This is a genomic window from Streptomyces sp. NBC_00986 (assembly GCF_045162565.1).
Taxonomy (GTDB): domain Bacteria; phylum Actinomycetota; class Actinomycetes; order Streptomycetales; family Streptomycetaceae; genus Streptomyces.
Genome location: NZ_CP108733.1, coordinates 1,348,708 through 1,361,903, shown reverse-complemented (window position 1 = coordinate 1,361,903; position 13,196 = coordinate 1,348,708). Strand labels below are relative to the sequence as shown.

The 13,196-nt window shown below is 72.0% G+C and carries 10 protein-coding genes; 5 read left to right on the top strand and 5 right to left on the bottom strand.

What is annotated here, in order from left to right; genetic code table 11:
• The first annotated feature begins 4 nt into the window (after positions 1 to 4).
• Positions 5 to 1,492, top strand: coding sequence for an esterase (locus tag OG504_RS06060; protein ID WP_405988780.1), 1,488 nt, complete (start codon positions 5 to 7; stop codon positions 1,490 to 1,492).
• 64 nt (positions 1,493 to 1,556) lie between these two features.
• On the opposite strand, the gene OG504_RS06055 is transcribed toward OG504_RS06060, so the two are convergent.
• The 3 genes from OG504_RS06055 to OG504_RS06045 form a co-directional block, all read right to left on the bottom strand.
• Positions 1,557 to 4,289 (bottom strand): SpoIIE family protein phosphatase, encoded by a 2,733-nt coding sequence (locus OG504_RS06055; protein ID WP_405988779.1) that lies wholly within the window; start codon positions 4,287 to 4,289, stop codon positions 1,557 to 1,559.
• A gap of 76 nt (positions 4,290 to 4,365) precedes the next feature.
• Positions 4,366 to 6,909, bottom strand: a complete 2,544-nt coding sequence (locus OG504_RS06050; protein WP_405988778.1) for a SpoIIE family protein phosphatase — start codon at positions 6,907 to 6,909, stop codon at positions 4,366 to 4,368.
• A 268-nt stretch (positions 6,910 to 7,177) separates the two neighbouring features.
• Positions 7,178 to 7,456: a hypothetical protein gene (locus OG504_RS06045; RefSeq protein WP_405988777.1), complete on the bottom strand. Its 279-nt coding sequence runs from the start codon at positions 7,454 to 7,456 to the stop codon at positions 7,178 to 7,180.
• A gap of 379 nt (positions 7,457 to 7,835) precedes the next feature.
• On the opposite strand from OG504_RS06045, the gene OG504_RS06040 reads away from it, so the two are divergent.
• The gene (locus OG504_RS06040; RefSeq protein ID WP_405988776.1) at positions 7,836 to 9,017 is read left to right on the top strand and encodes a cytochrome P450; all 1,182 of its coding nucleotides are present in this window, start codon (positions 7,836 to 7,838) and stop codon (positions 9,015 to 9,017) included.
• Positions 9,018 to 9,060: 43 nt separating this feature from the next.
• On the opposite strand, the gene OG504_RS06035 is transcribed toward OG504_RS06040, so the two are convergent.
• Complete coding sequence (locus OG504_RS06035; protein WP_405988775.1) at positions 9,061 to 9,555, bottom strand: MarR family winged helix-turn-helix transcriptional regulator; 495 nt, start codon at positions 9,553 to 9,555, stop codon at positions 9,061 to 9,063.
• Between the two features lie 146 nt (positions 9,556 to 9,701).
• Between OG504_RS06035 and OG504_RS06030 the strand changes: the two genes are divergently transcribed.
• On the top strand, positions 9,702 to 10,979 hold the full coding sequence (locus tag OG504_RS06030) for a multidrug effflux MFS transporter (protein ID WP_405988774.1): 1,278 nt from the start codon (positions 9,702 to 9,704) through the stop codon (positions 10,977 to 10,979).
• A gap of 368 nt (positions 10,980 to 11,347) precedes the next feature.
• Positions 11,348 to 12,049: a DUF4232 domain-containing protein gene (locus tag OG504_RS06025; RefSeq protein WP_405988773.1), complete on the top strand. Its 702-nt coding sequence runs from the start codon at positions 11,348 to 11,350 to the stop codon at positions 12,047 to 12,049.
• A gap of 163 nt (positions 12,050 to 12,212) precedes the next feature.
• On the opposite strand, the gene OG504_RS06020 is transcribed toward OG504_RS06025, so the two are convergent.
• On the bottom strand, positions 12,213 to 12,524 hold the full coding sequence (locus OG504_RS06020; RefSeq protein WP_405988772.1) for a CGNR zinc finger domain-containing protein: 312 nt from the start codon (positions 12,522 to 12,524) through the stop codon (positions 12,213 to 12,215).
• Here OG504_RS06020 and OG504_RS06015 point away from each other — a divergent pair.
• The gene (locus OG504_RS06015) at positions 12,519 to 13,079 is read left to right on the top strand and encodes a hypothetical protein (RefSeq protein ID WP_405988771.1); all 561 of its coding nucleotides are present in this window, start codon (positions 12,519 to 12,521) and stop codon (positions 13,077 to 13,079) included. The two genes, OG504_RS06020 and OG504_RS06015, sit on opposite strands and share 6 nt — an antisense overlap.
• Positions 13,080 to 13,196: the final 117 nt, after the last annotated feature.

Sequence of the window (13,196 nt, the reverse complement as noted above, 5' to 3'; positions counted from 1 at the left end):
CACCATGAAGAACGTGTCACGCAAGAAGGTCTCCGCCGCCGTGGCGTCCGCGACCTTCCTGCTCCTGGCCGGCGCCGGCATCGTCGCCGCACCGGCCAGCTACGCGGGCGTCCCCGGCGGCACCAGCGCCGTCGACCGCAACAGCGACTTCAACGGGGACGGCTACGACGACGTCCTGATCGGCGCCCCGGACGGTACCGTCGACGGCAAGCAGGGCGCCGGTTACGTCACCGTCCAGTACGGCGCCCCGAACGGCATCGCCACCAACACCACGGTCCCCAAGGGCCACACCGCCGTCATCAGCCAGTCCACACCCGGCGTCCCCGGCACCTCGGAGACCTACGACTCCTTCGGCCAGGCCATCGCCACCGGTGACGTCAACGGCGACGGCTACGACGACGCGCTGATCGGCGCCCCCGGCGAGGACGAGGGCAGCCTCGAGAACGCCGGCCGCGTCACCGTCCTCTACGGCTCCAAGGCCGGCCTGGGTGCCGAGGCGAACACCTCCTTCACCTCCACCAAGCCCGCCGCGGACGCCCGCTTCGGCCAGTCCGTGACGGCGGCCCGCTTCACCGGCGCCACCGACGCCGACGAGATGGCCGTCCTCGACGACAACGGCGCCCAGATCTTCGCCTACCACACCGACATCCTGCACCTGATGGGCACGCTCAACACGACCACCAAGCCGGGCGGCCACCGCATCCAGCCCGCCTACCTCACCACCGGCGACTACGACCGCAACGGCTTTGCCGACCTGGTCGTCTCGGGCTACAGCCCCGACGACGACTACCAGCAGGGCTGGTCGGCCCTCTACGCGGGCGGCGACACCGAGTTGACGTACCGTCAGGACCTGAACGGCGGCCTCGGCACCGCGTCCGGCGACATCAACCACGACGGCTACGACGACCTGGTGGTCGGCCAGCTCAGCAGCGCCGACGACAAGGCCGAGGGTGACGACGGCGGCAAGATCGCTGTCTACTACGGCAGTTCGGAGGGCACCGCCGGTCCCGCGGACTGGTGGTCGCAGAACTCCCCGGGCGTACCGGGCACTTCGGAGCACGGCGACGCCTGGGGCAACGACCTCTCCGTGGGCGACGTCAACGGCGACGGTTACGCGGACATCGCCGTCGGCGCGCCCGGCGAGGACATCGGCACGGTCCAGGACGCGGGCGCCGTATGGCTGTTGCGCGGTTCGGGCAACGGCGTGACCGCGACCGGCGCCCAGTCCTTCGACCAGAACACCGCCGGCATCCCCGGCACCGCCGAGGCCGACGACGCCTGGGGCACCCAGGTCCGGCTGGCGGACACGGACGCGGACGGCCGCTCCGAGCTGGTCGCCTCCGCGCCGGGCGAGAACTCCGGTGACGGCTATGTGTGGTTGCTCCCGGCCGGCCCCAACGGTCTGCTCGCCGAGGGTTCTTCGCTCTACAGCGCGGCGGACCTCGGCGGCGCGGCGAAGGGCGCGCACTTCGGGTCGGCGATCGACGAGTAAGTGGTATGACGGCGCCCGTACCGGCTCGGCAGCCGGTGCGGGCGCCGTCCGTCAACTGGGATGATCACAGCGCCTGTTCGGCCCAGATGACCTTGCCCGCCGGGGTGTACCGGGTGCCCCAGCGCTCCGAGAGCTGGGCCACCAGGAACAGGCCCCGGCCGCCCTCGTCCGTCATCGCCGCGTACCGCAGATGCGGTGATGTGGTGCTGCCGTCGTAGACCTCGCAGATGAGGGTGCGGTCGCGCAACAGGCGTACGCGGACGGGGTCGTTGCCGTAGCGGATCGCGTTGGTGACCAGTTCGCTGAGGATCAGTTCGGTGGTGAACGTCAGCTCGTCCAGGCCCCAGTGCGTGAGTTGGCGGGTGACCGAGGCGCGCATGTCGGACACGGCCGCCGGGTCGGACGGGACGCGCCACTCGGCGATGTGGTCGGCGCCCAGCGCGCGGGTGCGGGCGACGATCAGGGCGATGTCGTCGCTCGGGCGTACCGACAACTCCGAGTCGAGGACGGCCCGGCAGGTGTCCTCGGGGGAGTCGCCGGAGTCGGTGAGCGCGGTGCGCAGCATCTCCAGGCCTACGTCGATGTCCCGCTCCCGGTCCTCGACCAGGCCGTCCGTGTACAGGACCAGCCGGCTGCCCTCGGCCAGCTCCAACTCGGCCGTCTCGAAAGGGAGTCCACCCAGGCCGAGCGGAGGTCCTGCGGGGACGTCGGGGAACTCGACGGTGCCGTCCGGGCGGATGAGGGCGGGCGGCGGATGGCCGGCGCGGGCGACGGTGCAGCGCAGGGTCACCGGGTCGTAGATCGCGTACAGACAGGTCGCGCCGGTGACCGGGGCGACGCTGTCCTCGGTCGTCTCGTCCTGGTCGATCCGGCCCACCAACTCATCCAGCAGGCCCAGGAGTTCGTCCGGCGGGAGGTCCAGCGCGGAGAAGTTGTGGACCGCCGTGCGCAGCCGCCCCATGGTGGCCGCCGCGTGCAGACCGTGTCCCACGACATCGCCGACGACCAGGGCGACCCGGGCGCCGGACAACGGCAGGACGTCGAACCAGTCACCGCCGACCCCGGACTTCGCGGGGAGATAACGGTAGGCGACGTCGAGCGCGGTCTGTGCGGGCAGCCGGCGGGGCAGCAGACTGCGCTGGAGGGTCACCGCCATGCCGTGTTCGCGGGTGTAGCGCCGGGAGTTGTCGATGGACACGGCCGCGCGGGCGACCAGCTCCTCGGCGAGGGCCAGCTCCTCCGTGTCGAAGGGCTCCGGCTTGTCGGAGCGCCAGAAGTTGACCACACCGAGGATCAGGGCACCGGCCCGCAGCGGCACGGTGATCAGCGAGTGGATGCCGTACTCGACGACCTGCGCGGTGCGTTCGGGATCCTGGGTGAGCCAGCCGGGGGCGTCGCTCAGCCGGGGTTCGACGACGGCCTCGCCGGTGTCGAGGCTGCGTGCCTGCGGGGAGGACGCGATGAACTGGATCTGCTTGCCGACCGGGTAGAGCGGGGCGTCGTCCCGGACGCCGGTGTTGGCCGTGCGGCGCAGCTCGGTTCCGGGCTGCGGTTCCTCGCCGCTGAGTACGGCGTCGTAGAGGTCGACCGTGACGAAGTCCGCGAAGCGCGGGACGGCCAGTTCGGCGAGTTCCTCGGCGGTGCGGGTGACGTCCAGGCTGGTGCCGATGCCCACTCCGGCGTCGTAGAGCATGTTGAGGCGTTCGCGGGTGACCTCGGCGCGGCCGGAGAGAGCGCGGAGTTCCGTGGAGTCGCGGAGCGTGGTGACGCTGCCGGCCGGGCCGCCCTTGAGATCGGTGGGGCGCTGGTTGACGGCGAGCAGCCGGTCGCCGACCCGGTGCACCTCGTCCGTCGCGACCCGCGCGGAGGCCAGCAGCGCGGTCATGTCGGCGTCGAGTCCGAGGTCGAGGACCAGGCGCCCCTCGGCGTTCTCCGGCAGGTCGAGCAGCTGGCGCGCCTCGTCGTTCGCGAGCAGCAGGCGACCCTCGCCGCCGACGATGATCACGCCCTCCCGTACGGCGTGCAGCACCGCGTCGTGGTGCTCGTACATCCGGGTCATCTCGTGCGGGCCCAGGCCATGGGTCTGGTGCTGGAGGCGTCTGGTGACCAGGGCCGTACCGCCGAGGGCGAGGATGAGCGCCGCGCCCGCGGCGGTCAGCAGGAGCGGCAGCTGCTGGTCGGCGGCGCCGCCGACGTTCGCCTTCGTCACTCCGGCCGACACCAGACCGACGACCTTGCCGCCGGGGCCCCTGACCGGGACCACGGCCTGCACCAGCGGTCCGATGGTGCCGGTGAGCTCCTCGGTGACGACGTGCCCGGCGAGCGCGGGGGCGATGTCCCCGACGAACTTCTTGCCGATGCGGTCCGGCTTGGGGTGGGTGTACCGGATCCCCTCCGTGTTCATCACGACGATGAAGTCGACCTTGGACGTCTTCCGCGCGGCCTCGGCGCTCGGCTGCAGGATCGCCGTGGGGTCGGCGCTGCGCAGGGCCGCGACCGTGCCCGGCGCGTTGGCGAAGGTCTCGGCGACGGCCACCGACCGGTTGCGGGCCTCCTGCGTGCTGTCGTGCCGCACCTGGAGGACCTGCGCCACCACGGCCGCCACGACCAGCAGCAGCACGATCACCACCTGCAGCATGAACACCTGCCCGGCGACACTGCGGCCGCCCAGCCTCCCGCCCAGCGGGGCTCGCCGGTGTTCGGGCGCCCGACGGGCACGGTCGTACGGGCGCTGCGCGCGCAGACCGTCGGGGCGGTGGGTCGACCGGGCCCCGGGCCGACCCGTCAGGCGGACCATGTGCCCATGTCTACACTGCCCGACCTCAGGAGGCGAGGGGCGTCACCGGCGGTGACAGGCCGTGGCCGGCGGGGGGTCACGGGTGCCGTCCGGGTTTGGCGCGGCGGGCGGCGAGCAGCAGCGCGATGTCGTCGGGGCGGTCGGCCGCGTGCCGGGCCGCTGTGGTGAGCCGGTCGGCGACACCGGCCAGGGACCGACCGCCCGGCCGCGCGGCGGGCCCGGCCGCCTTCGCGAGGGCGACGCGCAGGGCGGCGATGCCGTCGTCGATGTCGACGCCGGGCCGCTCGACGAGGCCGTCCGTGTAGAGCGCCAGGATGGAGTCGGGCTCCAGGTGCAGCTCCGCCACCGGGTACTGGGCGTGCGGATCCACCCCGAGGACCACGCCGCCGGGTATGTCCCAGACGCGGGTGCGGCCGTCCGGGGTACGGATCAGCGGCGGCGGATGCCCGGCCCGCGCGACGCGGACCAGCCCGCTCGCCGGGTCGAGCCGGAGGTAGCAGCAGCTCGCGAACTGCCCGGGGTCGAGGTCGATGAGGAGGTGGTTGGTGCCGCTCATCACCTCGTCGGGCGGCCGGTCCCCGAGCGCGAACGCCCGTACCGCACTGCGGAGTTGACCCATGGTGGCGGCCGCCTGGACGCCGTGCCCCTGGACGTCGCCGATGACCAGGGCCAGACCGTCACCGGCCTCGACGACGTCGTACCAGTCGCCGCCCACCTCCATGCCCTGGGTGCCCGGCAGATAGCGTCCCGCGGTCTCCACCTGCGGATGGGCGGAGAGTCGGCGGGGGAGGAGGGCCTGCTGGAGGCCGCGGGCGAGGGCCGCCTCCGAGTCGTAGCGCTGGGCCTTCTCCATCGCGTGGGCGATCAGCCCGGCGAGGGCGGTGAGCACCGCGCGCTCCTCGCCGCTGAAGCTGCGGGACCGGTCGAAGCCCAGGATGGCCGAGCCCACCGGGCGGCCGGACGCGATCAGCGGCAGGAACGCGCGGGCGCCCTCCTCGGCGTCGAGGGGGATGCCCGGGTAGGCGTCCGCCAGCTGCTGCATGGAGTCGAAGAAGAGCGGGCGTCCGGTGGTGAGGGTCTCGACGCCGGGCAGCCGGGTGTCGAGACCGACGCCGTCGAACGGGGCGAGGAAGCCCTGCGGGAAGCCGGTCTCCCAGGCCAGGTACAGATGCCGTTCCTGCAGCAGATAGATCGCGAGGCGCCGGCCGCCGAACGCGGGCAGCAGTTCCTTCATGACCACCGCGGACACCTGGCGGGCGGTGACCGCCTCGGTCAGCGCTATGGCGAGCACGATCGGCCGGTACAGCGGAGCGAGCGAGGTGACGCCGTTCCCCGGCCCGCCGTCCCCGTCGGCGTGCACGGGCACCAGCGGCAGCGGCGGCCCCGCCACCCGGGTCGACGGAGCGACCGTGCAGGTCAGCTGGTCCTGGCCCGGATGGACGGCCATCGCCAGCCAGTCGCTCGCGTACGGCTCCTGCCCCTGCTCCCGCTCGTCCGGGCGCCGGACGTGGAAGTGCACCGGCCCCAGCGACAACAGGGCGCCGCGCAGCTGGTCCTCGCAGCCGATCTGGTTCAGCCAGGGCACGCCCTCCCACAGCGGGCGCCCCAGCAGCTCCTCGCGCGGGCGGCCCAGCAGCTGGGCGGCGCGCGGATTGGCGTAGGTGACCAGCCCCAGCCGGTCCAGGCAGAACACGCCGTCCGGCAGCAGATCGGCCACGCTGTCGGCGAGCGGTCCGGATCCCGGGTCGACGACGACACCGCTGACCGGATACCCGCCGTCCGGCGGGAGAGGCCCGGTGGCGGGCGTCCACAGGTCCAGCAGCCGGGCCGAACCGTCCGCCGCCCGCACGCGCAGGGGCAGCGGCGGGGGTTTCCCGGCGGCCGTGGCCCGCAACGCGGCCATGACCTGGTACGTGTCGCCGGGCGCCACGACGTCCGCGAGCGCCTGCGCGGTGCCGGGGAACTCCGCGGGCTCCAGCCCCAGCAGGGCGTGCAGGGAGCCGTCCCCGGTCACGGCCGCGGTCTTCGGATCCCACACGAACCGTGCCATGCGCCCTTCGGGGCGATGCGTGGCCGCCGTCCGCACGCACACGGGCTCGCCGTCCCAGGCGACGTACGGACCGTCCTCGTCCTTGTGCTCGTCCTCCAGCTCGCTGAGTGCCCGGCCCAGTTCCTCGGCCAGCCGGGTCATCCGGTCCAGGGCGGACAGCACCTCGGTGGTGTCCGGGGCGGAGGGCCGCAGCACGGTGAGTACGCCGTACGTCGTCGACCCGCCGATGACGGGGACGTACAGGGACCCGAACTGGAACGGCAGGCTCGCGGCGAACTGCGGATACCGGCGCATGGTCTCGGTGGCGTTCGGCAGGACCACGTGGACGCCGAGCCGGTACGCGTCGGCGACGGGGAACTTGCTGTCGACGTGCAGCCGTCCCCAGGGCCGGAACAGCGGCCCGGGCAGCCCCGCCAGCACGCCGAGACGCAGCAGTCCGGGCGTGCTCGACCGCAGGTAGACGCCCCCGGAGTGGCCGCCGGCCGCGTCGATCGCCTCCGTCGAGGCGTCGATGAGCAGCTCGGCGAGCCGTCCGGGCGTCCCCTTCTCGCGCTCGGCACTCCCAGTCATTGGGGCTCTACCTCGTCCCTGTGGCGCCGGGTGGGTGACACAGCAAGAATGCGCCAGGACGCGGCCGGGGTCACCTGGGCGGACGGGATGGGCTGGAGAGACACGGGTATCGCCGGTCCGTCGGGGTCTGATGAAGTGATCAAGAGTGGCTCAAGTGTGGGTGGGGTCGGGTGCGGGGTGCCGCCGGCGGTGACGTCGGCGGTTCGGCCGGTGTCGTCGGCTCATGACGAAGGCCCCTCGGCGTGGGTGCGGAGGGGCGTTTCGCGGGTCAGGCGACGGGGGTGGGCCGACCGGGGCGGCTGAGGCGGTCGCCGGGGATGCCGTTGCGGTGCGGGAGCGTGTTCTTCGTGTGCGGCGCGTTCCACTTTCTTGCGCGTGGTGCGTGCGATACGGCGAGGTCGACGGCCCCCGCGCGGTCGGGGCGCCCGTGGCCGGTCATCCGGAACCCGGCGGACCTCTCGGCCGTCGCCGGGACGCGGTCGTACGTCGTCCGGCCGGTGCGCTCGGGTTCGGCGAGCGTCCTTCCGGCGGACCGGGGTGTGGCCATGGGGCTGAGCCCTTTCGGATCGACGCGATAAATAGGCAGGCAGGAAAAGGGAGTTGAGATCCGACCCGCGTCAGCGATCGGTCCTCGACCCATGGCGTTCAGGATGGCGCAAACTACGCCTCGCGCGGGGCGAATTCGATCTGTTGCCCTCGCCGGAAATGACCGGCCTGCCTCCGATTCGCCGGCCGTACACCGCGGACCAGCGCCCACAGCTGCAACCCGGCCACCGCGGGACCACCGAACAACATGGTCGGCCCGGCCCCGACATTGACCCCGAGCACCTCTGTCGTCAGCACCCTCCACCCCACGCCATCCCACCCCCACCTCGATTGTTAGCCTCGGTCATGCCCAGTTACCCCCTGCCCCGTCATGGCTCGCGATGACTACGACCGCCGCCGACCGCTTCCCCCTCGGCGCCGAGACCACGCTCGCCGAACTCGCCCAGGACCCGCACCCCCGGCTGGCGCGGCTTCGGGAGAGTGAACCCGTGTCCTGGCTGCCGGAGTTGGGCGGCTGGCTGGTCACGCGGCGGGAGCTCGCGCTCAGCGTGATGAAGGACGCGGTCACCTTCACCGTGGACGACCCGCGCTTCTCCACCGCCCAGGTCGTCGGTCCGAGCATGCTGTCGCTCGACGGGGAGCGGCACGCCCGTCACCGTGAACCCTTCACCGCGCCCTTCCGTCCGCGCGCGGTACGGGACGGCTTCGCCTCGTTCATCGAGAGCGAGACCGACCGGTTCGTCACCGCGCTGCAACCGGCCGGCGCCGGTGAACTGCGGCGCGCCTTCGCGGGCCCGCTCGCGGTCGCCGTCGTGACCGAGGCGCTCGGGCTGACCGGCACCACCCCGGACACGGTTCTCGCCTGGTACGACGCGATCGTGCGGGCGGTTTCGGACATCACCGCCGGGCACGAAGCGGGAGCCGCCGGCACCAAGGCGTACGCGGAGCTGCGCGCCTCCGTCGAAGCCACCGTCGCCGACCGGGGTGGAGCCTCACTGCTCGGCTCCGCCGCCGGAGAGCTGACACTGCCCGAAGTGGCCTCCAACGCCGCCGTGTTGATGTTCGGCGGCATCGAGACCACCGAGGCGATGATCACCAACGCGCTGCTGCATCTGCTCCGACACCCCGACCAACTCGCCCTCGTCCAGGCCGACATGAGTCTGCTGGACGGCGCGATCGAAGAGTCGTTGCGCCTCGAACCCGGTGCCGCCGTCGTGGACCGTTACGCCACCCGCGACACCGTCCTCGGCCCGGCCACGATCCGCGAGGGTGACCTCGTCACCGTCTCCCTCACCGGTGCCAACCGCGACCCGGCCGTCTTCCCCGACCCCGACCGTTTCGACGTCCGCCGCGAGAACGCCCGCCTCCAACTCGCCTTCGCCCACGGCCCGCACTACTGTCTCGCCGCCCACCTCGCACGCCTGGAGACCCGCATCGCCCTCCGGTACCTCCTCGAACGCCTCCCCGCCCTGCGTCTCGACCCGGCCCACCCCACCGCCCCGTACGGCCTGGTCTTCCGCAAGCCACCGACGCTGCACGTGCTGTGGGACGCCACGACGTGATGCCGAGCTGGGGCCCCCGAGAGTGACGTTCCGTCAGGTTCCTTCACTCACGGCCCACTTGGCGCTCCATGACCTCCACCAACCGCCCCAGCGCACCCAGCACCTGCTCCCGGTCCTCGCCCAGCCCCGCCAACAGCTGGACCTCGGCGGAGAGTTGGCGCGGGAACAGGTCGTCCACCGCCTTCGCCCCGGCCGGCGTGATGGTCACCAGGGCGGCACGCCGGTCGGCCGGGTTCGGCGTGCGGGCGATGAAGCCGCGCTTCTCCAGCTTGCCCAGGGCCTTGCTGACGCCCGCGCGGGACAGCCCGAGCCACTCGGCGAGGCGGCGGGCGATCACCGGGTCGGTGGCGTGCCGTAGGGGGATCAGCATGTCGACCTCGGGGGCGGTGAGCTCGGCGCCCGCGTAGAGGGGCTCGACGGCCCGGTTCAGGAGCCCGGTGGCGTGCTTGAGCAGGCCGATCAGCTCCATGGGGGAGGTGTCGAGGCCGGGGTTGTGCTCGGTCCACTGGGCGCGGACATCGGCGGCGGAGGGTGACATGCGGCTCGTCTTCTCACTTCCTGGACCGGGACTCCGTAGGCCTTCGCAGACCCGGTCCGCAGGCTTTCACGGGTCTTCACGGGCTGACGAGGGCCTTCACCGATCCGTCATTGTTAACCGGTGAACCATCGGTTACCGTTACGGTCATGGTATCGCCGTCCCCCTCCAGTTCCGCCGCCGCGAGCGTTACCGCGCCGGCCGACTCCACCGACCCCTCGCGGCGCACAGCCGTCGCCCTGGTCGCCGTCCTCGCCGCGCTGACCGCGGTCGCCCCGCTCGCGACCGACATGTACGTCCCCGGATTCCCAGCGATGGGGGACACGCTCGGGGCGAGCAGTTCGGCCGTGCAGCTGACGATGACCGCGTTCCTGGCCGGACTCGTGGTCGGCCAGCTGCTGATCGGCCCGCTCAGCGACAGCCTCGGCCGCCGGGGACTGCTGCTGTCCGGAACGGCCGCGTTCACGGTCTTCTCCGTCGCCTGCGCCCTCGCGCCCGACATCGAGGTCCTCACCGGCGCCCGATTCCTCCAGGGCGTGTCGGGCGCGGCCGGCATGGTGCTGGCCCGCGCCGTCCTGACCGACCGCTTCCAAGGGGCCGAACTCCCGCGCTACTTCGCGGTCCTCTCCCAGATCATGGGCGTCGCGCCGGTCGCCGCACCGGTGCTCGGCGGCGCGATCCTCGCCGTGTCGACCTGGCGCGCGGTGTTCGTCGTACTGACCGTGATGGGCGGCCTGTTGCTGCTCGGCGTGGTCCGCAAGGTCCCGGAGACCCTGCCGCCCGAGCGGCGGCACGCCGGCGGGATCACCAACACCTTCCGCGCGATGGGGGAGTTGCTCGGCCGCCGTACGTTCATGGGCTACGTCCTTGTCCTCGCGTTCATCTCGGCGGCACTGTTCGCCTACATCAGCGGCTCCAGCTTCGTCTTCGAGAACCTGCACGGGGTATCGGCCACGACGTACTCCCTGATCTTCGCGAGCAACGCCGTGGCGATGCTCATCGCGGGTGCGACCTTCTCCCAACTCGCCGGACGGGTACGGCTGAACAACCTCCTGGTGGGCGCGGTCGCCGTCGCCGCGGTGGGCGCGCTGGGCCAGGTGCTGCTGGTGCTGACCGTGGGGGAGACCCTCGCCGGCACCTGGATCACCCTGTTCATCACGGCCGGTGGCATCGGCATGGTCTTCCCGTCCACCCTGAGCATCGGCCAGGCTCTCGGCCGTAACGCCCCGGGCGCGGCCTCCGCCCTTCTCGGCGGCCTGCAGTTCCTGTTCGGCGCGCTCGCGGCGCCGCTGGTGGGGGTGTTCGGTGAGGACAGTTCCCTGCCGATGGCGGTGATCATGCTGATCGCCGTGGCAGCGGCGGGAGTTGCACTGGTGGGACTGGCCAGGCCTTGGGAGGGACAGGGCGAACCGATGTCGGAGGCGTAGTAACTGACGACCCGTCTGGAGCCCGCGTGGTCTTCGGAGTTCCGTCATGCGCTCGGCGGGATGCGAAGGGCGGGCGATCGGTTGTGACCCGTGGGTTACGGATCTGTCCCAACGGGCCGTGGCCGCGCACGAGTTGGCGACGGCGTCGGGAACGGCCGTCCGGGCTTGCGGTTGAGGCGCTGTGGCGCGTTGTGCCTGGTGATGGCGGGCGTCGTAGGTGGAGGTGCGTGTAACAGGAATGTCCTATGCGGTGGTTGGCGGAACGGTCGACCTGGCCGAACCGCTCTTGATGATCAGAAACGCCCGCTGGTACCGACGACCCGTACCGAGCGGCCGGCACTGACACCACCGATCCTGAGGATGAAACGATGCGCGTTCACAAGCTCACCTTCGCCGCCCTTGCCGTCGCCGCCGGTCTCTCGCTCACGGCCTGCCAGAGCGACGACACCAGTACGGGAAAGAGTGACCCGTCGTCCGCGCCCACGGCATCGCCAGCATCCAACTCCTCGTCCTCGGGCGGCAGTTCGGACACCGGCGGCTCGGACCAGAGCGGCGCGAAGGCCACCACGGGGACCAGCTCCGGTGGGTCGACCTCCGGCGGCACGGGTACGGGTACGGCGGCCGGTACCGGCGCCGACGTGAACGCCAAGGCCGGCATGTGCCGTACCGACGAACTGGAGATCACGGCGACGGACAACACCATCGACGGCGACACCGACCGGACCGTCGTGGTCGAGTTCAAGAACGGCGGCGGCCGGGACTGCACGATCTCCGGGTATGCGGGCGTCGACCTGAAGACCAACGCGGGGACGGTGTCCGCGAAGCGCACCGGTCAGGAGACCACGTCGGCCGTCCTCAAGAACGGGAAGTCGACCTACTTCCCCGTCAACTACCCGTTCAACAAGTCGGGCGGCTCCGGCGTGCGCATCACCGGCCTGGTGGTGACCCCGCCGAACGAGACCAAGTCGGTCACCCTCGACTGGCCGGGCGCCGCCTCCCTGCCCGTCACGAACGGCTCCGGCTCCTCCGTGACGGTCGGCCCGGTCGGCAGCGCGGGCCAGGGCGGCTGACCTGCACACCCCACCCCACCCAACTCCAAGTCCGCATGCCGTCCGGCCCCTTCGGCAGCGCGTCCGTGATCCGTACGGTCCGGGGGTACTTGTACGGCGCGACCCGGGCCCGCACGAACTCGCGCAGTCGGGCCGCAGCGGAGCTTCTGACCGGCCCACTCCGCTATGAGTTCTTCGCAGCCCGGGCCCGATACGCCGCGACCGTCGTCCGGCTCGCGCACGCGTTGGAGCAGAACCGGCGGGTGCGGTTCCGTGACTGGTCCACGAAGTGGTTTCCGCACCCGGCCGCGGCGCACCGGCCCAGCGTCACCGCCGGGTCCCCGGCCGCGACCAGGGCGAGTTTGGCGGCGATCAGCTGGCCGAGCCAGCGCTTGGCCGGGGTGCCGTTGCGGCTGAAGTGGATGTGCCAGCCGTCGAGGCCGTCGTGGTCGGACAGGTGCATCTCCGGCGGATAGTCACGCAGCAGGTGGTGCACCGCGTCCGCTCGTACACCGTCATCACGGGCCCGGCCGCCAACGCCCTTCCCCTGGACGGCGATCTGGAGTGGGACACCCTCCGGCACGGCGTCACACTGGAGTTCACCGCCTCCTCCCACCCGGACGCCTGGACCGGCCCGAACACCCCGGCCACGGGCGGCTCGGCCGAAGCCTTCAGGACACTGAAGGAGTTGACGAACCGTCAAGTGACGGGCTCCGTCGGCCCGGTGGACCTGGCCGACTCCCGCGCCATCATCACCTACGACTCGGCCTGGACCGCGATCGAGGGCATCCGCGACGAAGCCGTCCACGGCCACGCGGTCCCCTCCACCGACGAGGTCCGCAACGCGTGGCTACGCCTGCACGGCGCCCACCGCGTCGAGGGCGCCAGCGGCTGGATCTGCCTCGACAACCAGGGCAACCCCTACGACAAGGCGGTCGCCGTGGTGCGCCTCGACCCCCTCACCCGCACCGACCGCTTCGTCACCCTCCCCTGGCCGACAGGCCATGCCCCGAACGGGAGTTGCACGGCGCCGCGCGCTCCGACGACCTGAGAGCCCGCAGGGGTGAGCGCACCCGACTCCCGACGATCTCGATCTCGTTGCGGATACCGTCCGCTAGGCCAACTCCGCCGAGTCCAGGGCAAGATCGGGCTCACGCCGGTCGATGCC

What these genes read in the sequence shown, in the direction of transcription:
- OG504_RS06060 (WP_405988780.1), top strand. Translation starts at nt 5, where the DNA reads ATGAAGAACGTGTCACGCAAGAAGGTCTCCGCCGCCGTGGCGTCCGCG.
- OG504_RS06055 (WP_405988779.1), bottom strand. Translation starts at nt 4,289, where the DNA reads ATGGTCCGCCTGACGGGTCGGCCCGGGGCCCGGTCGACCCACCGCCCC.
- OG504_RS06050 (WP_405988778.1), bottom strand. Translation starts at nt 6,909, where the DNA reads ATGACTGGGAGTGCCGAGCGCGAGAAGGGGACGCCCGGACGGCTCGCC.
- OG504_RS06045 (WP_405988777.1), bottom strand. Translation starts at nt 7,456, where the DNA reads ATGGCCACACCCCGGTCCGCCGGAAGGACGCTCGCCGAACCCGAGCGC.
- OG504_RS06040 (WP_405988776.1), top strand. Translation starts at nt 7,836, where the DNA reads ATGACTACGACCGCCGCCGACCGCTTCCCCCTCGGCGCCGAGACCACG.
- OG504_RS06035 (WP_405988775.1), bottom strand. Translation starts at nt 9,555, where the DNA reads ATGTCACCCTCCGCCGCCGATGTCCGCGCCCAGTGGACCGAGCACAAC.
- OG504_RS06030 (WP_405988774.1), top strand. Translation starts at nt 9,702, where the DNA reads ATGGTATCGCCGTCCCCCTCCAGTTCCGCCGCCGCGAGCGTTACCGCG.
- OG504_RS06025 (WP_405988773.1), top strand. Translation starts at nt 11,348, where the DNA reads ATGCGCGTTCACAAGCTCACCTTCGCCGCCCTTGCCGTCGCCGCCGGT.